Origin of the sequence: Pseudomonas baetica (assembly GCF_002813455.1) — a bacterium.
GTDB classification, from domain to species: Bacteria; Pseudomonadota; Gammaproteobacteria; order Pseudomonadales; family Pseudomonadaceae; genus Aquipseudomonas; species Aquipseudomonas baetica.
Genome location: NZ_PHHE01000001.1, coordinates 3,695,969 through 3,712,846, shown reverse-complemented (window position 1 = coordinate 3,712,846; position 16,878 = coordinate 3,695,969). Strand labels below are relative to the sequence as shown.

Genomic DNA, 16,878 nt, shown 5'->3' with positions numbered 1-16,878 from the left:
CTCCCACAGGGGATTTATGTCGGTCACAGATTCTGTGTACAACATAAATCCAAATGTGGGAGCGGGCTTGCTCGCGAAAGCGTCCTTCACAACACTACAAATCTTACTTCTTGGCAGCGATCATCGCCAAAAACGCCGGCATCGCCGCCTCCTTGTCCGCCGCAATCTTCTGCACATGCGGATTCTGTTCAAGCCGCTCCAGCAGCGCCTTCGCCTGCGGCAACTCTGCCAGAAAATCAATCCCGAACAGCTTCTGCCCGACCGCACAGGCCAGCGGCACGCTGTAAAGGAAGTACAAATCCGCGATGCTCAGACTGTCGCCCGCCACATACGGGGCGAATTTGCCGTGGCGGCCGAGCGCCGCAAAGCCCAATAGCAATTCGGTTTTGGTCTTTTCCTTGATCGCCTCCGGCAACGTCATGCCGAAAAACGCTTCGCCATAACAGGCGCGCCCTGGCAGCTCGATATACAACTCGATTTCCTTGGCAATCGCCAACACCTGCGCCCGTTCGAACGGGTCGCGTGGCAGCAGCGGTGTACCTTTCTGGGTCTGTTCGAGGTATTCGAGGATGATCGCAGTCTCGTTGATGAACCCGGCATCGACGCCCAGCACCGGCACCTTGCCGCGCGGGCTGATCGCCAGCGAATCCGGGGTCTGCGCGGGATAGAACGTGACCTCTTCGAACGGCAGGCCTTTTTCCAGCAGCGCCAGTTTGACCATGTTGTAGTAGTTGCTGACAGAAAATCCGTAGAGCTTGAGCATCACATAGCCTCCAGGCCGTGCGGGGTGGGCAGTGTCTTTTTATAGATCGGACGGCCGATTCCCGCCAGCAGCATCACGCCGCTGAATGCAGGTAAACTGGCGCCTTTCCTTGAGGAGCCTGCCATGAGCGAGCCGACAGACATCGACAACGACGAAGAAGAGTTCACCGAGAGCACGCTGATCGAAGCGATCGAGAACCAGATCGAAAGCGACAACCCGCCAGCGGCTAAAGCCACGTTCAATAAGCTCACTCTGGTGGGGGTCGAGCGCGAAGAGATCCTCAATCTGATGGCCCATGTGTTGGCTTTCGAGATTGACGCGATGCTCGATGAAGACCGTGCGTTTGATACCCAATGGTATGAAACCGCATTGCGTGCGCTGCCTGAGTTGCCACCCGAAAAGCAGTAACCGCGCAGCTAACCGTGGGAGCGGGCCTGCTCCCACACAATTTGTCACCCATCCATCCAGCCTTCCGCCAGACCCTGACTACACTGGAATCCGCCCCCGGACAAAAACCCTGACGCGCACACTGGACAGTCCGCGCCGGCAGGTTCACCTTAGGGGCGCTGTCGTCCAATTCCTAGAAAGTCTGGAGTCCTTATGTCGCTTACCCCTGAGTTGGTTGCCGAACTGGAAGTCCTTGCACTCTTTCCCCTGGACAGTTCCCAGGAAGGTTTGAAAATTCATCAGACCGCTGCCCCGAAGCACATTGCTGCCGCCCAACGCCTCTTTGAAAAAGAACTCACCGATCAGCCCGATGGCGGTTATCTGACCAGCCTGGGTCGTGATGCCGCGCAAAATGTGCAAACGGTGCTGACCATTCTGAAAGAGCAAGAAACAGCCTGATCCTCCTCGACTTTGCCCACGGGAACTCCTGCCACGGGATTTCCGCGGGCCCACTCTGACACCCAGCGATAGAAACCTGACGTCAAAAAACAAATTCAGCTTAAAAGTCCCGGTGCGCAGAGGCTAAACTGCCGACAATCCGAGACCCTTCACCTCCGAGCCTGCGAGCCGGTTTGAGCTGACATGACGCGCACCCACGAAATCCGCCCCGACCTGGACGAGGGAGTCGACCGCAAGGTACTCAGCCAACTGCGCGCGCGTTTTCTCAAACTCAATGAAGGTCGACTGGGCCGAGCACTGGAAGGCTTGTCGACGCGCCAACAAGGCGTGCTGACGCTGCTGCCACTGTTCTTTCACGTCAATCATCCACTGTTGCCAGGTTATGTCTCGGGCAGTACGCCGGCCGGTCTGTCGAATTACGAGCCGGATGCCAATGCCCTTGCCGAAGCCCAGCGTCTGACCCGCTCGTTCTCCTACAAGCCACGCCACGGCAGCAATCCGCCACGACCGATTCACGGTCTGTTCCTGATGGGCAGCCTCGGCACGCTGGCTCAAGCTGATCAAAGCGATATGGACGTGTGGGTTTGCCACGCGCCGGACCTGAGCGAAAGTGAACTCGCTGAATTGCACAAGAAATGCCAGTTGCTCGAAACCTGGGCGGCGAGCCAGGGCGCCGAGGCGCATTTCTTTCTGATCGATCCGGTGCGTTTCGTCAAAGGCGAACGTGACAGCCAACTCAGTTCGGAAAACTGCGGCACCACCCAGCACTATCTACTGCTGGACGAGTTCTACCGCACCGCGATCTGGCTGGCCGGGCGCACGCCAATCTGGTGGCTGGTGCCGGTCTACGAAGAAAACGCCTACGACCTTTACACCCACACGCTGCTGTCCAAACGTTTCATCCGCGCGGACGAAACCCTCGACCTCGGACATCTGGCGACGATTCCGCCGGGCGAGTTCATCGGTGCCGGACTATGGCAGTTGTTCAAGGGCATCGAGTCACCCTACAAATCGGTGCTCAAGCTGCTGCTGACCGAGGTCTACGCCAGCGAGCACCCGACAGTGCAGTGCCTGAGCCTGCGCTACAAGCAAGCGGTGTTCGCCAACCAGCTCGATCTGGATGAACTTGACCCGTACATGGTCGTGTATCGGCGCATCGAGGAATACCTCACTGCGCGTAAGGAGCCGGAGCGCCTGGAGCTGGTGCGCCGCGCACTGTATTTGAAGGTCAACCGCAAGCTCACCGGCAGCAGTCGCAGCCAAGGCTGGCAGCGCTCGCTGCTCGAACGTTTGGCCAATGAATGGCATTGGGATCAGCGGCAACTGGCGCTGCTCGACAGCCGCAGCCAGTGGAAAGTCCGCCAGGTCAGCGCCGAACGCCGCGCGCTGGTCAATGAGCTGAACTACAGCTATCGCTTCCTGGCCCAATTTGCCCGCACCGAACAGACCGTCAGCCTGATCAACAAACGTGACCTCAACGTCCTCGGTCGCAGGCTTTATGCCGCGTTCGAACGCAAGGCTGACAAGGTCGAGTTCATCAACCCCGGCATCGCCCCGGATCTGGCCGAAGACACCCTGACCCTGGTGCAGTCGCGCAACAAGAAGGAGCCGGGGCAAACCCAGTGGGGCCTGTACAACGGCAGCCTGACGGCACTGGAGTGGGAACATTTCGCGCCGATCAAACGCAGCCGCGAGTTGCTCGAACTGCTGACCTGGTGCCATCGCAACGGTGTGATCGACAGCAGCACCCGCCTGGCCCTGCATCCTGGCAACAGCGACTTGAGCGAGTTCGAACTGTTCAACCTGCTCGGCAGCCTGCAACAAAGCATCGCCCTGCCCTTGCCCACCGTTGCCGAAGAGCCGTTGCTGCGCGCTGCGGTGCCGAGCGAGGTGCTGATGCTGGTCAATGTCGGTGTCGACCCGCTCAAGCATCACCGCGACCTGAACATCCTGATGACCACCGAGCGCACCGATTCGCTGAGCTACGCCGGTGTGCGCGAAAATCTGGTGCTGACGCTGGATCAGGTCACGCTCAACAGTTGGAACGAAGTACTGGTCAACCGCTTCGACGGCCCCCACGCCCTGCTCGATTGCCTGCGCGATTACCTCAACAACTTGCCTCGCGGGGCGCTGCAACCTTCGCTGAAGGTGCGCTGCTTCTGCCACAACCGTGCGCAATTCATCGCCCGGCGTGTCGAAGAGGTGGTCGACACTGCGCAGAATTTGCTGCTCAGCGATTTGAATCATCGCTATCTGATCCAGGTGCAACAGCACTATCACGTGCTGGAATTGGTACCGGGCCAGGTCAACCATGTTGCCCTCGCCACCCTGCCGGCATTGCTCGATTACCTCGGCGAAGAACTGGCGCGCTACAGCCCGCTGCATCTTGACCCGATGGCGCTGGAGGATCACGACCTCGCGCTGATCCTGCCGATGGGCCAGCCGGACTGCATTCAGGTGTTCTACCGGATTACCGAGCAGCAGGCCGAACTGTACGTGCTCGATGAATTCAACGCGTTGTGGCAACAGCACTTGCCGTATCACGACGAGCAAAGTCTGCTGGTACCGCTACAGCGCTTCCTGCAATCGATCCAGTACCGGCGCGAAGCGTTGCTACCGATGGATGCCGCCCCCTCGGCCCGTCTCGAAACTTTGTATTACCAGTTGTTGCCCTCGGGCCCGGGACGGGCGCGACGGGTCGAAGCCCGGCCAGCGCCGCAGACGCCGGTCAACAAACCTTTCTACGACGTGCAGGCGATTGTCGGCAAAGCCGCACCGGGGGAAGTGCAGGTCACCCTGTATTGCAATCAACGGGAATTCAGCGAGCTGGAACATGGCGACCAGCTGTTCAGCGTGGTCGCCCGGGAGATCGTCGAGCAGCGCCGCGAAACCGAACGTTATCGCTGCTACATCACCGACCTGGACCTCTCGGGCCTGCTCGGTGACGGGCAAAGTTCAAGCAATCTGTATCTGCGCTACAAGGCGGATCTGGAGCGCGCCCTGAACGCGGCGCTCGACCAGGTCTAAGGCGGGGTTACTCGCGAAATTCACCGCCGTTGGCTGGCTGCGATTCGACTTCCAGCAAAGTCAGTTTCAGGGTCTTGCCGCCCGGTGCCGGCCAGTCGATGTGCTGACCGACCTTCAGGCCCAGCAGCGCACTGCCGACCGGTGCCAGAATGGAAATCTTGCCTTCGTCGGCGTTGGCATCCTTGGGATACACCAGCGTCAGGTGGTAATCCTTGCCACTGCCTTCTTCGCGGCAGTGCACACGGGAATTCATCGTCACGACATCGGCGGGCACTTCATCGTGGCCGACCACTGTATCGGCGCGGTCCAGTTCGGTTTGCAGCGCAATAACACCCGGCAGCGTGTCATCCAGGCTGTCAATCAGGCGTTCCAGACGTTGCACGTCCAGACGGGTAAGGGTGATGGAAGGTGCGGTCATGATCCGGGCAGACTCCTTTCTTCTGCACACTAAAAAAGCAAAACCCCGCCAAAAAAGACGGGGTTTTCACCGAGCCTCGGTGGGTTGAGGCGTGTTCGGACACTATCACAGCTCAAAAAATATACAAGTCACGCCCTGTTGGCACCGCGTTGCTGTGCCTGGGTAACGATCACCCGCCGCCGCTCATCGTCCGCCGAGCGCCACTCACGAATGTCTTCGACATGCCGGAAACAGCCGAGGCAGACCTTGTGTTCATCCAGCCGGCACACGCCGCTGCACGGCGAAGGCACCGCCGGGCTGACGTTGCTGTAAAGCGGCTTGGGCGGACGAACGGGAGCGGTGTCAGTCACGGAATCACAGACCTTCGAAATCGAATTCGGCGCCGGCCTGTTGCTTGACGATGCGCTCGAGCATTTCACCCAGTTGCTCTTCGCTCTTGTCGCACATCCAGCGTTCGCTTTCTTCGTCGTAGTCGAAGTGGAAACCACCGGACACCGCCGCCAGCCACAGCTGACGCAATGGTTCCTGACGGCTGAAGATCAGCTGCGAGCCGTTTTCGAACTTGACGGTCAGCACGCCGGCCGAACTTTCCAGATCGATGTCCAGGTCGCTCTCGTCAAAGATGTCTTCCAGTTTTTCCTGGGTTTCATCGACCAGATCGTGGAAACGGGCTTCGGACAAACTCATTGCGGCAACCTCAAAAAATGTCTGATCAGGCTCAAGCGCCGAAAGATACGGACGCTTCCGGCCGATTGCAAAGATTAACGACCAAGGACCCGTTGGCCCATACAACGCCGAACCCTGTGGGAGCGAGCCTGCTCGCGAATGGCCGGCACATTCAACACTATTGCTGGCTGACACACCGCATTCGCGAGCAGGCTCGCTTGTATGGTAGGACTTGAAGGGAGGAGGAGGGACAAGGCTCGATTCTGACTGTTGACGCAGCACAGACCGTGGGAGATTTCGCCCCTCCTCCTTTCACCCAAGCGCCGATAAAGAATGCATCTGGCTGTAGTGGTCTAATGAAACCGGACACCCATTTAGGCGAGAATGCTCGCCAGATAGAGGTGTCTGATGACCAAACAACGTCGTTCTTTTTCCGCTGAATTCAAACGCGAGGCCGCAGGCCTCGTGCTCGATCAAGGCTATAGCCATATCGAAGCCAGCCGCTCGCTTGGTGTGGTTGAGTCCGCGTTGCGCCGCTGGGTTAATCAGCTTCAGCAGGAGCGCACTGGCGTTACTCCGCAGAGTAAAGCGCTGACGCCAGAGCAACAGAAAATCCAGGAATTGGAAGCTCGAATCGCTCGACTTGAGCGGGAGAAATCCATTTTAAAAAAGGCTACCGCGCTCTTGATGTCGGAAGAGCACGAGCGCACGCGCTGATTGATCAACTGAGCCCCCAAGAGCCGGTTGATTGGCTTTGCGCAGTCTTTGACGTCACTCGTTCGTGTTACTACGCCCATCGTCTCAGGCGCCGAACTCCAGACGTTGAGCGGCTTCGGTTGCGCAGCCTGGTTAACGAACTGTTTACGCAAAGTCGAAGCGCCGCCGGTAGCCGCAGCATCGTGTCGATGATGCAGGAAGACGGCGAGCAAATTGGGCGGTTCAAGGTGCGAGGCCTGATGCGGGAACTGGAGTTGGTCAGTAAACAACCTGGATCACATGCCTACAAACAAGCGACGGTTGAGCGGCCTGACATTCCGAACATATTGAATCGAGAGTTTGATGTGCCGGCGCCGAATCAGGTCTGGTGTGGCGACATCACCTACATCTGGGCTCAAGGGAAATGGCATTACCTGGCTGTCGTTATGGATCTTTACGCGCGCCGAGTGGTGGGCTGGGCGCTGTCGAACAAGCCGGATGCGGATCTGGTCATCAAGGCGTTGGACATGGCTTACGAACAGCGTGGCAGGCCTCAAGGGCTTCTGTTTCACTCGGATCAGGGCTCGCAATATGGCAGTCGCCAGTTTCGCCAACGGCTCTGGCGTTACCGCATGCGCCAAAGCATGAGCCGTCGTGGAAACTGCTGGGATAACGCGCCGATGGAGCGTGTGTTTCGCAGCTTGAAAACTGAATGGATACCGACCGTGGGCTACATGACAGCTCAAGAAGCGCACCGCGACATCAGTCATTACCTGATGCATCGGTACAACTGGATTAGACCGCACCAATTCAACAACGGACTGGCCCCAGCTCAGGCCGAGAAAAAACTTAACGTCGTGTCCGGGATTAGTTGACCACTACAGGCTAGACCGACGATAGGAACAAGCCTGCGCCTCTGGGTGAACCCTTCAAGTGCTCAAACCTTATCCCGGAGGAAATCCTGTGGCAATGCCAGTCGCTCTATCAAATCCGATCGTTGGCGTGGATGTCGCCAAAAATGAACTGGTGATTTATCAGGCCGATAGCGATCTGCTTGAAGCGATTCCCAATACCAAAACATCCATCAAGCAGTGGCTGAAGGCCTTGCTCGTCCCCGTGTCTATTGCCATTGAGGCAACCAACATCTACCACCTGGAATTCGCTGATTTGGCCTATGCGGCCGGTTGCACGATTTACATGGTGGGCGGCTATGAACTCAAACACTACCGCGAAGGCGTGAAGATCCGCGCCAAAACCGACGCCTTGGACGCCAAGCTGCTGGCCCGTTACCTGAAGAACGAAGCCGAGGAGTTGCACCCCTGGACCCCGCCATCACCGCTGTACCGCCAGCTCCTGAGCCTTTTCCGCCGCCGCGCGGCTTTGGTCCAGGCAAGGGTCGGCCTGGTGCAGAGCTGGTCGAATGAGCCGCTGTTGAAGGCAGCTTTTGCTGAACAAATAAAATCCATGCAGCGGCTTGAAACGATGATCGAAAAGACGATCAACGATCAGCTCAAACAAGCCGGTTTGCTCGGCCAATTGAAGCGTTGCCTGAAAGTTGAGGGCATTGGATTTCTGACCGGAGCGCGCCTGCTCACGGCGTTTCAGCGGGGAGAATTTAGCAACGCGGATGCGTTTATCGCCTTCCTGGGCATGGATTTACGGGTATCGAAATCAGGGCAAAAGGACGGTCGCCGCAGCTTGACCAAGCGCGGAGACCCCGAGGCCCGCCGACTTTTGCACAACGCAGCGATGTCGGCTAGCCGTACGATAGCCTGGAAAGGGTTTTACGAAGCCCAGAGAGCACGGGGTTTCAGCACCACGCAGGCGTTGGTGATGCTGGCTCGCAAACTTGCTCGGGTGGTATTCGCCTTGCTGAAAGGGCAAAGCGAATATCAGACAAAAGTCAGTTGAGGGCTTCCCCTCAACCATAGAATCTCCCACAGGGAATCATGCGCTTCTCGGGAGCCCCGCCGGACGGGTGGGCCATCACATAGGCAAGCTGCCGGGTGGCCGGTATACTCCGGCGCAATTAACGCATTTTCAAGGATTTCGCCATGAAGCGCCTGATCTCTTCCCTTGCTGCGCTCGTCGCGGTTGCCTGCCTTGTTTCGGCCTGCGGTCAAAAAGGCCCGCTGTACCTGCCCGATGACGATCAGGACCCGGCCGAACAAGCCCAGTCTTCGCAAAAGCAGCCGTCCAAAGCACACAAGCACGACGTCTACCAATAAGGGATCGCCATGGACGCTTTTAACTACCGTGGCGGGGAGCTGTTCGCGGAAGGTGTGGCGCTGTCCGCCATCGCCGACCGTTTCGGCACGCCCACCTATGTTTACTCGCGCGCGCACATCCAAGCCCAGTATCTGGCCTACGCCGATGCGCTGGCCGGCATGCCGCATCTGGTCTGCTTCGCGGTCAAAGCCAACTCCAACCTCGGCGTGCTGAATGTCCTGGCCCGTCTCGGCGCCGGTTTCGACATCGTGTCCCGTGGTGAACTGGAACGCGTGCTGGCCGCTGGCGGCAGCGCCGACAAGATCGTGTTCTCCGGTGTCGGCAAGACCCGTGATGACATGCGTCGCGCTTTGGAAGTCGGCGTGCACTGCTTCAACGTCGAGTCCAGCGACGAGCTGGAGCGCCTGCAAGTGGTGGCCGCCGAGCTGGGCGTTCGCGCGCCGGTCTCGCTGCGCGTCAACCCCGACGTCGATGCTGGCACCCACCCGTACATTTCCACCGGTCTCAAAGAGAACAAGTTCGGCATCGCCATTGCCGACGCCGAAGACGTGTACGTGCGCGCCGCGCACCTGCCGAATCTGGAAGTGATCGGTGTCGATTGCCACATCGGTTCGCAACTGACTACATTACCGCCGTTCATCGACGCCCTCGACCGCCTGCTGGATCTGGTCGACCGTCTCGGCGATTGCGGCATTCACCTGCGCCACATCGATCTCGGTGGTGGTTTGGGTGTGCGTTATCGCGATGAAGAGCCGCCATTGGCCGCCGACTACATCAAAGCCGTGCGCGAGCGTCTGGACGGTCGCGATCTGGCGCTGGTGTTCGAGCCGGGCCGCTTCATCGTCGCCAACGCTGGCGTGCTGCTGACGCAAGTCGAGTACCTCAAGCACACCGAACACAAGGATTTCGCCATCGTCGACGCGGCGATGAACGACCTGATCCGTCCGGCGCTGTATCAGGCATGGATGGACGTCACCGCGGTCAAACCGCGCGACACCGCTGCGCGTAAATACGACGTGGTCGGCCCGATCTGCGAAACCGGCGACTTCCTCGCCAAGGACCGTGAGCTTGCGCTGGAAGAAGGCGACTTGCTGGCGGTGCATTCGGCCGGCGCCTACGGTTTCGTGATGGCTTCCAACTACAACACCCGCGGCCGTGCCGCCGAGGTGCTGGTGGACGGTGATCAGGTCTTTGAAGTGCGTCGCCGCGAAACCGTGGCCGAGCTGTTTGCCGGCGAAAGCCTGCTGCCGGAGTAACCCATGCTGCTGCGTTTTACCAAAATGCACGGCCTGGGCAACGACTTCATGGTTCTCGACCTGGTCAGCCAGCACGCGCATATTCAACCCAAACACGCCAAGCAATGGGGTGATCGGCACACAGGCATCGGTTTCGACCAGTTGCTGATCGTCGAAGCGCCGAGCAACCCGGAGGTGGATTTCCGTTATCGGATCTTCAACTCCGACGGTTCCGAAGTTGAGCAGTGCGGCAACGGTGCACGCTGCTTCGCGCGTTTCGTGCTCGACAAGCGTCTGACCGCCAAGCGGCAGATTCGCGTCGAGACCAAGGGCGGCATCATCGAACTGGACGTGCGTAACGACGGCCAGATCGGCGTGAACATGGGCGCTCCGCGCCTGGTGCCGGCGGACATTCCGTTCGAAGCACCGGCGCAGGCCACCAGCTATCAGCTGGAAGTCGACGGCACCACGGTCGAACTGGCTGCCGTGTCGATGGGCAACCCACACGCCGTGCTGCGCGTGCAGGACATCAACAGCGCCCCAGTGCATGAACTGGGGCCGAAAATCGAACATCACCCGCGCTTCCCGGCGCGGGTCAATGTCGGTTTCCTCCAGGTCATCGACCGCCACCGCGCGCAATTGCGCGTGTGGGAACGCGGCGCCGGGGAAACCCAGGCCTGCGGCACCGGCGCTTGTGCGGCGGCGGTTGCGGCCATCAGTCAGGGGTGGATGGATTCGCCGCTGTTGATCGACCTGCCCGGCGGGCGTCTGTCCATTGAATGGGCAGGCCCTGGCCAACCGGTGTTGATGACCGGCCCGGCAGTGCGTGTATACGAAGGACAAGTACGTCTTTGAGTGAGCAGAAACCATGACCGATAAGCCTCAGGTACCCGCCCGACAGTCCGACGAATCTGCGTCCGAAAGCCTGGAGGCGGCAGCGGTTGCCGCATACCTTGAGGCTCATCCGGACTTCTTCGTCGAGCATGAAGAACTGCTGCCCGCCTTGCGCATTCCTCACCAGCGCGGTGACACCGTTTCGCTGGTCGAGCGGCAGATGACTATCCTGCGCGACCGCAACATCGAGATGCGTCACCGCCTCTCGCATTTGATGGACGTCGCCCGCGACAACGATCGCCTGTTCGACAAGACTCGTCGCCTGATCCTCGCCCTGATGGACGCCTCCAGCCTGGAAGACGTGGTGATCAGCGTCGAAGACAGTCTGCGTCAGGATTTTCAGGTGCCTTTTGTCAGCCTGATCCTGCTCGGTGACAACCCGGCACCGGTCGGTCGCTGGGTTACCCACGCTGACGCCCAAGTCGCCATCGGCGGCTTGCTCACCGAAGGCAAAAGCGTCAGCGGCAGCCTGCGCGAGCATGAACTGGACTTCCTCTTCGGCGAAGAACAGCGCAAGCAAATCGGCTCTACCGCCGTGGTTGCGGTCAGCCATCAAGGCATCCACGGCATTCTGGCGATCGCCAGCCGTGATCCGCAGCACTACAAGAGTTCGGTCGGTACGCTGTTCTTAAGCTATATCGCCGAAGTCATGGGCCGCGTGCTGCCACGGGTCAACAGCTCCCTGCGCTCGGTACGCTGAACATGGAACGACAACTGGACGCTTACTGCGAACACTTGCGCAGTGAGCGACAGGTGTCGCCGCACACGCTGTCGGCCTACCGCCGCGACCTCGATAAAGTGCTCGGCTGGTGCGTCAAACAGAACATTGGCAGTTGGGCCGCGCTGGACATCCAGCGCCTGCGCAGCCTGATCGCCCGCCTGCATGCTCAGGGCCAGTCCTCGCGCAGCCTCGCCCGGTTGCTCTCGGCAGTGCGCGGGCTCTATCACTATCTCAATCGCGAAGGCCTCTGCGATCACGATCCGGCCACCGGGCTGGCACCACCGAAAGGCGAACGGCGCCTGCCGAAAACCCTTGATACCGACCGCGCACTGCAACTGCTTGAAGGTGCGGTCGAGGATGACTTTCTGGCGCGGCGTGATCAGGCGATTCTGGAGTTGTTCTACTCCTCCGGCCTGCGCTTGTCGGAGCTGACCGGACTCAATCTCGATCAGCTCGATCTGGCCGACGGCATGGTGCAGGTGCTCGGCAAGGGCAGCAAGACCCGCCTGCTGCCGGTCGGCAAAAAAGCCCGCGAAGCCCTTGAACAGTGGCTGCCGCTGCGGGCCATGACCAACCCGGCGGACGACGCCGTATTCGTCAGCCAGCAAGGTCGGCGTCTCGGGCCACGGGCGATTCAGGTAAGGGTCAAACTGGCCGGTGAGCGTGAACTGGGGCAGAACCTGCACCCGCACATGCTGCGCCACTCCTTCGCCAGCCACTTGCTGGAGTCCTCGCAAGACCTGCGTGCCGTGCAGGAATTGCTCGGCCACTCGGACATCAAGACCACGCAGATCTACACCCACCTGGACTTCCAGCACCTGGCGGCGGTCTACGACAGCGCCCACCCACGGGCCAAACGCATGAAAGGCGACGATTCATGAGCATCCAGTTGATCACCTTCGACCTCGACGACACCCTGTGGGACACCGCCCCGGTCATCGTCAGCGCCGAAGCGATTTTGCGTGAATGGCTGAGCGAACATGCACCGAATCTGGGCGCAGTGCCGGTCGAGCATTTGTGGGGAATCCGCGAGCGAGTGCTGGCCAATGAGCCGGGCCTCAAGCACCGCATCAGCGCGTTGCGTCGGCGGGTGTTGTTCCATGCGCTGGAAGAGGCTGGTTACAGCCATGACGAGGCGTCGGAACTGGCGGACAAGAGCTTTGAAGTGTTTCTGCATGCGCGGCATCAGATCGAAGTGTTCCCTGAAGTCGAGCCGGTGCTGGAGACTCTTGCCAATCACTACTCGCTTGGCGTAGTCACCAATGGCAATGCCGATGTGCGTCGATTGGGCCTGGCGGACTACTTCAAGTTTGCGTTGTGCGCGGAAGATATCGGCATCGCCAAACCGGATGCCCGGTTGTTCCACGAAGCCTTGCAGCGCGGTGGCGCCACGGCCGAAACCGCCGTACACATCGGTGATCATCCGGGCGATGACATTGCCGGGGCGCAGCAAGCGGGTATGCGGGCGATCTGGTTCAACCCGGCGGGCAAGGTCTGGGAGGCGGATCGCCTACCGGATGCCGAAATCCGCAGCCTGAGCGACCTGCCAGCGGTGCTCGCACGCTGGAATGCCCCCTCGAACTGATCTACTACCCCCTGTGGGAGCGAGCCTGCTCGCGAAGGCATTCTGTCATTCAATACTGATGTTGACTGACCCACCGCTTTCGCGAGCAGGCTCGCTCCCACAAGGGAATTGCATTTACTTCAGTTGCTTTATTTCAGACATGAAAAAGCCCGCAGCGACGGCGGGCTTTTTCAGCAAGCAAGCGGCACGCCTCAGATAGGGCGGCTGCCGTACTTGTTGTCCGGCTTCTTGGGCGGATCGGCGACCACATTGGCCTCCACTTCCTGCACCTTGCCGCCGCGCGACAGGAACTCTTCCATGGCCTTGGCCAGGGCGTCGCGCTCCTTGTTCTTGGCTTCAATGCTCGGCAAATCGTCTACCGACACCGCAGCCTTGGCTTTGCCTTTGGCAGCCGGGGCCGGCGTATCTTCGCCGCCATCGTCGTCAGCAACGTCTTCCGCTGCTGCTTCCAGGCCTTCCTCGGCCTCGTCTTCGTCGCCTACTTCGAGGTCGTCGTTTTCCAGATCATCGTCGCTCATGTTCTACCTCATGACTTGCGAAAAGCAGATTAGTTATAGACCAGCTTTGGCAACTGTCGAAGTCGCCGTTAAAAAATCGTTCGCCGCTGCTGACCAGCGGCTATGCCCCTTCACCGTGCAAGGTGGCGAGGACTTTACGAGCACCGCCGTGATCACGGTGCTCGCCCAGATAAACACCTTGCCAGGTACCCAGTGCCAATCGACCTGCCGAAACCGGCAGACTGATCTGGCAGCCAAGCACGCTGGCCTTGAAGTGCGCCGGGAGGTCGTCCAGGCCTTCGTCGTTATGCTCATAGCCGTCTGCTCCTTGTGGGATCAGACGATTGAAAAATCGTTCGAAGTCGCGACGGACCGCCGGATCGGCGTTCTCGTTGATGGTCAACGATGCCGAGGTGTGCTGCAGCCACAAATGCAACAGACCGACCCGACATGCCTTGAGTTCAGGCAGGCCGGCGAGTAACTCGTCCGTTACCAGATGAAAGCCCCGGGGCCTTGCCCGCAGGGTTATCAGAGTCTGTTGCCACATACAGTTCTCCGCACGTTCGGGGCGCATTCTAGCGCGCTCTGGGAAAAAACAAAGGCCCTAATATTCCTGCAATGATGTAAGCCATTGCCCGCAGAAAAACACCCGTCGTAAACGCGACTAAAGGCGTACGAAAAATCCTTTCAGCAGTGTCTTGAATGACAAATTCCAGACAAAAAAATGCCCGGCGAACCGGGCAAGTTTTTTAGTGCGCGTACTTACAGGTTGTAGCCGCGTTCGTTGTGTTGTGCCAGATCCAGGCCCACCGACTCTTCTTCCTCGGTTACACGCAGACCCATGACGGCGTCCAGAACCTTGAGGATGATGAAGGTGACGATCGCGGTGTAGATCACCGTGAAGCCAACGCCTTTGACCTGAATCCAGACTTGCGCGCCGATATCGGTAACGGTGCCGAAACCACCCAAAGCAGGTGCAGCGAACACACCGGTGAGGATTGCGCCGAGGATACCGCCGATACCGTGTACGCCAAATGCGTCGAGGGAGTCGTCATAACCGAGTTTGCGTTTCAGGGTGGTGGCGCAGAAGAAGCACACCACGCCCGCCGCCAGACCGATCACCAGTGCGCCCATCGGGCCCACGGTACCGGCAGCCGGAGTGATCGCCACCAGACCGGCAACCACACCCGAGGCGATGCCCAGAGCGCTTGGTTTGCCGTGGGTGACCCACTCCGCGAACATCCAGCCCAGCGCGGCGGCGGCAGTAGCAATCTGAGTGACCAGCATCGCCATACCGGCAGTGCCGTTGGCCGCCGCAGCGGAGCCAGCGTTGAAGCCGAACCAGCCGACCCACAGCATCGCCGCGCCCATCAGGGTATAGCCGAGGTTGTGCGGGGCCATCGGGGTGGTCGGGAAGCCTTTGCGCTTGCCCAATACCAGGCAGGCAATCAGACCGGCCACACCGGCGTTGATGTGCACCACGGTGCCGCCCGCGAAGTCGAGCACGCCCCAGTCCCACATCAGGCCGCCGTTGCCGGACCAGACCATGTGCGCAATCGGTGCGTAAACCAGGGTGAACCAGATGCCCATGAAGATCAGCATCGCGGAGAACTTCATCCGCTCGGCGAACGCACCGACGATCAGCGCCGGGGTGATGATCGCGAAGGTCATCTGGAAGGTGATGAACACCGCCTCAGGGAACAACGCGGCCGGGCCAGTCACGCTCGAAGGCGTGACACCGGCGAGGAACGCCTTGCCCATGCCGCCGAAGAACGAGTTGAAGTTGACGACGCCCTGCTCCATGCCGGTGGTGTCGAACGCAATGCTGTAGCCATAAATGACCCACAGGATGCTGATCAGACCGGTAATGGCGAAGCACTGCATCATCACGGAAAGAATGTTTTTCGAGCGAACCATGCCGCCGTAGAACAGCGCCAGGCCCGGGATGGTCATGAACAGCACGAGGGCTGTCGAGGTGAGCATCCAGGCAGTGTCGCCGGAATTGAGGACTGGGGCCGCCACTTCGTCTGCCGCCATTGCAAGGCTTGGCATTACGATGGACAACAGGGCTCCTAGCCCTGCGAATTTACGCAGAGTCATATTGTTTTCTCCTGGGGCGTTGGGGTTTGTGGCGGCGTTAAATCGCGTCGGTATCGGTTTCGCCGGTACGGATGCGAATCGCCTGTTCCAGATTGACCACGAAGATCTTGCCGTCACCGATCTTGCCGGTGTTGGCCGCCTTGGTGATCGCCTCGATCACCCGATCCAGATCCTTGTCGTCGATGGCCACGTCGATTTTCACCTTGGGCAGAAAATCGACCACATATTCCGCGCCGCGATACAGCTCGGTGTGACCCTTCTGCCGGCCGAAGCCTTTGACTTCAGTAACGGTAATGCCCTGCACGCCGATTTCGGACAGCGACTCGCGCACGTCGTCCAACTTGAACGGCTTGATGATGGCAGTGACTAGCTTCATGAAACTCTCTCCCGAATTGGTGGACTTGCCCCAGGAAAACAAACCCGACTCAAGTCTAAGCGCAGTGCCTGGCTTTGTAACGCATCGTCGGCCTTGACCGCCCGACTGACGCCAGCTAACCGCATCAGACGAAACTCCCCGTTCCGCCTGCCGCACTGCATTCGTCACAGCGACTGCATCAGTGCATGGGTCACAGGTGACTAAGCAGAAACCTTGCCATCTCGCCAAAACCCACTGATTTCAATCCCTTGGCCGCTGCCGCAGGCGCTCCCGTGCAAAAGGCGTCGCGGATACGCACAACAACGGTGCGTCGCCGTCCGTCCGCCTGCGCGAAAAGCGTGCATCCCTGCCTGCGAGATTGACTATAGACACTGCGTGATACACTGCCGGCCATTGTTTACAGGACACTTCCCATGCTCGCGCCCAAAGACTTCCTCGACGCCCTGAGCGGCACCGCCTCCCGCCTGTTCAGCGGCGACACCCCGCTGCCGAAAGCCGAAATCGAAAGCCAGTTCAAGATGCTGCTGCAGAGCGCCTTCAGCAAACTCGATCTGGTCAGCCGTGAAGAGTTCGATAGTCAGATGGTCGTGCTGGCCCGCACTCGCGCTCGCCTCGAAAGCCTCGAAGCGAAAGTGGCCGAGATGGAAGCAAAGCTGACACCGCCCGCTGAATAATCCGCCCCCCCTGTAGGAGCTGCCGAAGGCTGCGATCTTTTGATCTCCAGCCCTTCAACCATCCCGGCAACGTCCTACAACCTGCACCACCGCCGTCCGATTGCGCCGAAAAGTCCAGGTTTCTAAGCTCACCCGATGCTGAATGTTCAGC

At 59.6% G+C, this 16,878-nt stretch carries 20 protein-coding genes; 12 read left to right on the top strand and 8 right to left on the bottom strand.

All coding sequences use genetic code 11. The features are described 5' to 3' along the window. Positions 1 to 103: 103 nt before the first annotated feature. On the bottom strand, positions 104 to 763 hold the full coding sequence (locus ATI02_RS16910; RefSeq protein WP_100846857.1) for a glutathione S-transferase family protein: 660 nt from the start codon (positions 761 to 763) through the stop codon (positions 104 to 106). Between the two features lie 123 nt (positions 764 to 886). On the opposite strand from ATI02_RS16910, the gene ATI02_RS16905 reads away from it, so the two are divergent. The 3 genes from ATI02_RS16905 (at position 887) to ATI02_RS16895 (ending at position 4,636) form a co-directional block, all read left to right on the top strand. After that, the gene (locus ATI02_RS16905) at positions 887 to 1,171 is read left to right on the top strand and encodes a hypothetical protein (RefSeq protein WP_095187959.1); all 285 of its coding nucleotides are present in this window, start codon (positions 887 to 889) and stop codon (positions 1,169 to 1,171) included. Between the two features lie 192 nt (positions 1,172 to 1,363). Continuing rightward, a complete protein-coding gene (locus ATI02_RS16900) occupies positions 1,364 to 1,609 on the top strand; it encodes a TIGR02647 family protein (protein WP_095187958.1) in 246 nt (81 codons plus the stop codon). Positions 1,610 to 1,792: 183 nt separating this feature from the next. Further along, complete coding sequence (locus ATI02_RS16895; RefSeq protein WP_100846856.1) at positions 1,793 to 4,636, top strand: class I adenylate cyclase; 2,844 nt, start codon at positions 1,793 to 1,795, stop codon at positions 4,634 to 4,636. Positions 4,637 to 4,643: 7 nt separating this feature from the next. Here the strand turns inward: ATI02_RS16895 and rnk are convergent, their stop codons facing one another. From rnk to cyaY, 3 genes are all read right to left on the bottom strand, one after another. Continuing rightward, positions 4,644 to 5,054 carry a nucleoside diphosphate kinase regulator gene (gene rnk, locus ATI02_RS16890; protein WP_027610444.1) on the bottom strand — a complete coding sequence of 137 codons (411 nt, stop codon included), beginning with the start codon at positions 5,052 to 5,054 and terminating at the stop codon, positions 4,644 to 4,646. A 128-nt stretch (positions 5,055 to 5,182) separates the two neighbouring features. Continuing rightward, a complete protein-coding gene (locus ATI02_RS16885; RefSeq protein WP_095187955.1) occupies positions 5,183 to 5,404 on the bottom strand; it encodes a DUF1289 domain-containing protein in 222 nt (73 codons plus the stop codon). Positions 5,405 to 5,408: 4 nt separating this feature from the next. Next, positions 5,409 to 5,741, bottom strand: a complete 333-nt coding sequence (gene cyaY, locus ATI02_RS16880; protein WP_077575013.1) for an iron donor protein CyaY — start codon at positions 5,739 to 5,741, stop codon at positions 5,409 to 5,411. Positions 5,742 to 6,128: 387 nt separating this feature from the next. On the opposite strand from cyaY, the gene ATI02_RS16875 reads away from it, so the two are divergent. The 8 genes from ATI02_RS16875 (at position 6,129) to ATI02_RS16840 (ending at position 13,080) form a co-directional block, all read left to right on the top strand. Beyond that, positions 6,129 to 7,291, top strand: a protein-coding gene (locus ATI02_RS16875) for an IS3 family transposase (RefSeq protein WP_100846148.1) whose coding sequence is annotated in 2 segments (ribosomal slippage) — positions 6,129 to 6,384 and positions 6,384 to 7,291 — 1,164 coding nt in all. Because the reading frame shifts where the segments join, the coding sequence is not laid out codon by codon here. A 94-nt stretch (positions 7,292 to 7,385) separates the two neighbouring features. Beyond that, positions 7,386 to 8,327 (top strand): IS110 family transposase, encoded by a 942-nt coding sequence (locus tag ATI02_RS16870; protein ID WP_100846149.1) that lies wholly within the window; start codon positions 7,386 to 7,388, stop codon positions 8,325 to 8,327. A gap of 143 nt (positions 8,328 to 8,470) precedes the next feature. Next, entirely contained in the window at positions 8,471 to 8,644 is a 174-nt protein-coding gene (gene lptM / locus ATI02_RS16865) for an LPS translocon maturation chaperone LptM (RefSeq protein ID WP_007911098.1), read from the top strand. 9 nt (positions 8,645 to 8,653) lie between these two features. Beyond that, a complete protein-coding gene (gene lysA, locus ATI02_RS16860) occupies positions 8,654 to 9,901 on the top strand; it encodes a diaminopimelate decarboxylase (RefSeq protein ID WP_100846855.1) in 1,248 nt (415 codons plus the stop codon). Positions 9,902 to 9,904: 3 nt separating this feature from the next. Further along, positions 9,905 to 10,735: a diaminopimelate epimerase gene (gene dapF, locus ATI02_RS16855; RefSeq protein WP_095187953.1), complete on the top strand. Its 831-nt coding sequence runs from the start codon at positions 9,905 to 9,907 to the stop codon at positions 10,733 to 10,735. Between the two features lie 13 nt (positions 10,736 to 10,748). Further along, complete coding sequence (locus ATI02_RS16850) at positions 10,749 to 11,474, top strand: DUF484 family protein (protein ID WP_095187952.1); 726 nt, start codon at positions 10,749 to 10,751, stop codon at positions 11,472 to 11,474. Positions 11,475 to 11,476: 2 nt separating this feature from the next. Further along, positions 11,477 to 12,376, top strand: coding sequence for a tyrosine recombinase XerC (xerC, locus tag ATI02_RS16845; protein WP_007950060.1), 900 nt, complete (start codon positions 11,477 to 11,479; stop codon positions 12,374 to 12,376). Further along, positions 12,373 to 13,080, top strand: a complete 708-nt coding sequence (locus ATI02_RS16840; RefSeq protein WP_100846854.1) for an HAD family hydrolase — start codon at positions 12,373 to 12,375, stop codon at positions 13,078 to 13,080. The genes xerC and ATI02_RS16840 overlap by 4 nt, the downstream gene beginning before the upstream one ends. A 191-nt stretch (positions 13,081 to 13,271) precedes the next feature. On the opposite strand, the gene sutA is transcribed toward ATI02_RS16840, so the two are convergent. The 4 genes from sutA to glnK all read right to left on the bottom strand — a co-directional run bounded on the left by sutA (position 13,272) and on the right by glnK (position 16,053). Continuing rightward, the gene (gene sutA / locus ATI02_RS16835; protein ID WP_042561721.1) at positions 13,272 to 13,598 is read right to left on the bottom strand and encodes a dormancy-specific transcriptional regulator SutA; all 327 of its coding nucleotides are present in this window, start codon (positions 13,596 to 13,598) and stop codon (positions 13,272 to 13,274) included. 100 nt (positions 13,599 to 13,698) lie between these two features. Next, positions 13,699 to 14,124 (bottom strand): secondary thiamine-phosphate synthase enzyme YjbQ, encoded by a 426-nt coding sequence (locus tag ATI02_RS16830; protein ID WP_100846853.1) that lies wholly within the window; start codon positions 14,122 to 14,124, stop codon positions 13,699 to 13,701. Between the two features lie 215 nt (positions 14,125 to 14,339). Further along, positions 14,340 to 15,677: an ammonium transporter gene (locus tag ATI02_RS16825; protein ID WP_100846852.1), complete on the bottom strand. Its 1,338-nt coding sequence runs from the start codon at positions 15,675 to 15,677 to the stop codon at positions 14,340 to 14,342. 37 nt (positions 15,678 to 15,714) lie between these two features. Then, a complete protein-coding gene (gene glnK, locus ATI02_RS16820) occupies positions 15,715 to 16,053 on the bottom strand; it encodes a P-II family nitrogen regulator (RefSeq protein ID WP_002555808.1) in 339 nt (112 codons plus the stop codon). 413 nt (positions 16,054 to 16,466) lie between these two features. On the opposite strand from glnK, the gene ATI02_RS16815 reads away from it, so the two are divergent. Then, positions 16,467 to 16,727 (top strand): accessory factor UbiK family protein, encoded by a 261-nt coding sequence (locus tag ATI02_RS16815; RefSeq protein ID WP_007920416.1) that lies wholly within the window; start codon positions 16,467 to 16,469, stop codon positions 16,725 to 16,727. Positions 16,728 to 16,878 lie beyond the last annotated feature (151 nt).

Excerpts from the sequence above, each read along its gene's own strand:
- ATI02_RS16830 (WP_100846853.1), bottom strand. The coding sequence starts at position 14,124 with ATGTGGCAACAGACTCTGATAACCCTGCGGGCAAGGCCCCGGGGCTTT.
- rnk (WP_027610444.1), bottom strand. The coding sequence starts at position 5,054 with ATGACCGCACCTTCCATCACCCTTACCCGTCTGGACGTGCAACGTCTG.
- dapF (WP_095187953.1), top strand. The coding sequence starts at position 9,905 with ATGCTGCTGCGTTTTACCAAAATGCACGGCCTGGGCAACGACTTCATG.
- ATI02_RS16815 (WP_007920416.1), top strand. The coding sequence starts at position 16,467 with ATGCTCGCGCCCAAAGACTTCCTCGACGCCCTGAGCGGCACCGCCTCC.
- sutA (WP_042561721.1), bottom strand. The coding sequence starts at position 13,598 with ATGAGCGACGATGATCTGGAAAACGACGACCTCGAAGTAGGCGACGAA.
- ATI02_RS16910 (WP_100846857.1), bottom strand. The coding sequence starts at position 763 with ATGCTCAAGCTCTACGGATTTTCTGTCAGCAACTACTACAACATGGTC.
- ATI02_RS16870 (WP_100846149.1), top strand. The coding sequence starts at position 7,386 with ATGCCAGTCGCTCTATCAAATCCGATCGTTGGCGTGGATGTCGCCAAA.
- lysA (WP_100846855.1), top strand. The coding sequence starts at position 8,654 with ATGGACGCTTTTAACTACCGTGGCGGGGAGCTGTTCGCGGAAGGTGTG.
- glnK (WP_002555808.1), bottom strand. The coding sequence starts at position 16,053 with ATGAAGCTAGTCACTGCCATCATCAAGCCGTTCAAGTTGGACGACGTG.
- cyaY (WP_077575013.1), bottom strand. The coding sequence starts at position 5,741 with ATGAGTTTGTCCGAAGCCCGTTTCCACGATCTGGTCGATGAAACCCAG.
- ATI02_RS16895 (WP_100846856.1), top strand. The coding sequence starts at position 1,793 with ATGACGCGCACCCACGAAATCCGCCCCGACCTGGACGAGGGAGTCGAC.
- ATI02_RS16850 (WP_095187952.1), top strand. The coding sequence starts at position 10,749 with ATGACCGATAAGCCTCAGGTACCCGCCCGACAGTCCGACGAATCTGCG.
- lptM (WP_007911098.1), top strand. The coding sequence starts at position 8,471 with ATGAAGCGCCTGATCTCTTCCCTTGCTGCGCTCGTCGCGGTTGCCTGC.
- ATI02_RS16840 (WP_100846854.1), top strand. The coding sequence starts at position 12,373 with ATGAGCATCCAGTTGATCACCTTCGACCTCGACGACACCCTGTGGGAC.
- ATI02_RS16905 (WP_095187959.1), top strand. The coding sequence starts at position 887 with ATGAGCGAGCCGACAGACATCGACAACGACGAAGAAGAGTTCACCGAG.
- xerC (WP_007950060.1), top strand. The coding sequence starts at position 11,477 with ATGGAACGACAACTGGACGCTTACTGCGAACACTTGCGCAGTGAGCGA.
- ATI02_RS16900 (WP_095187958.1), top strand. The coding sequence starts at position 1,364 with ATGTCGCTTACCCCTGAGTTGGTTGCCGAACTGGAAGTCCTTGCACTC.
- ATI02_RS16825 (WP_100846852.1), bottom strand. The coding sequence starts at position 15,677 with ATGACTCTGCGTAAATTCGCAGGGCTAGGAGCCCTGTTGTCCATCGTA.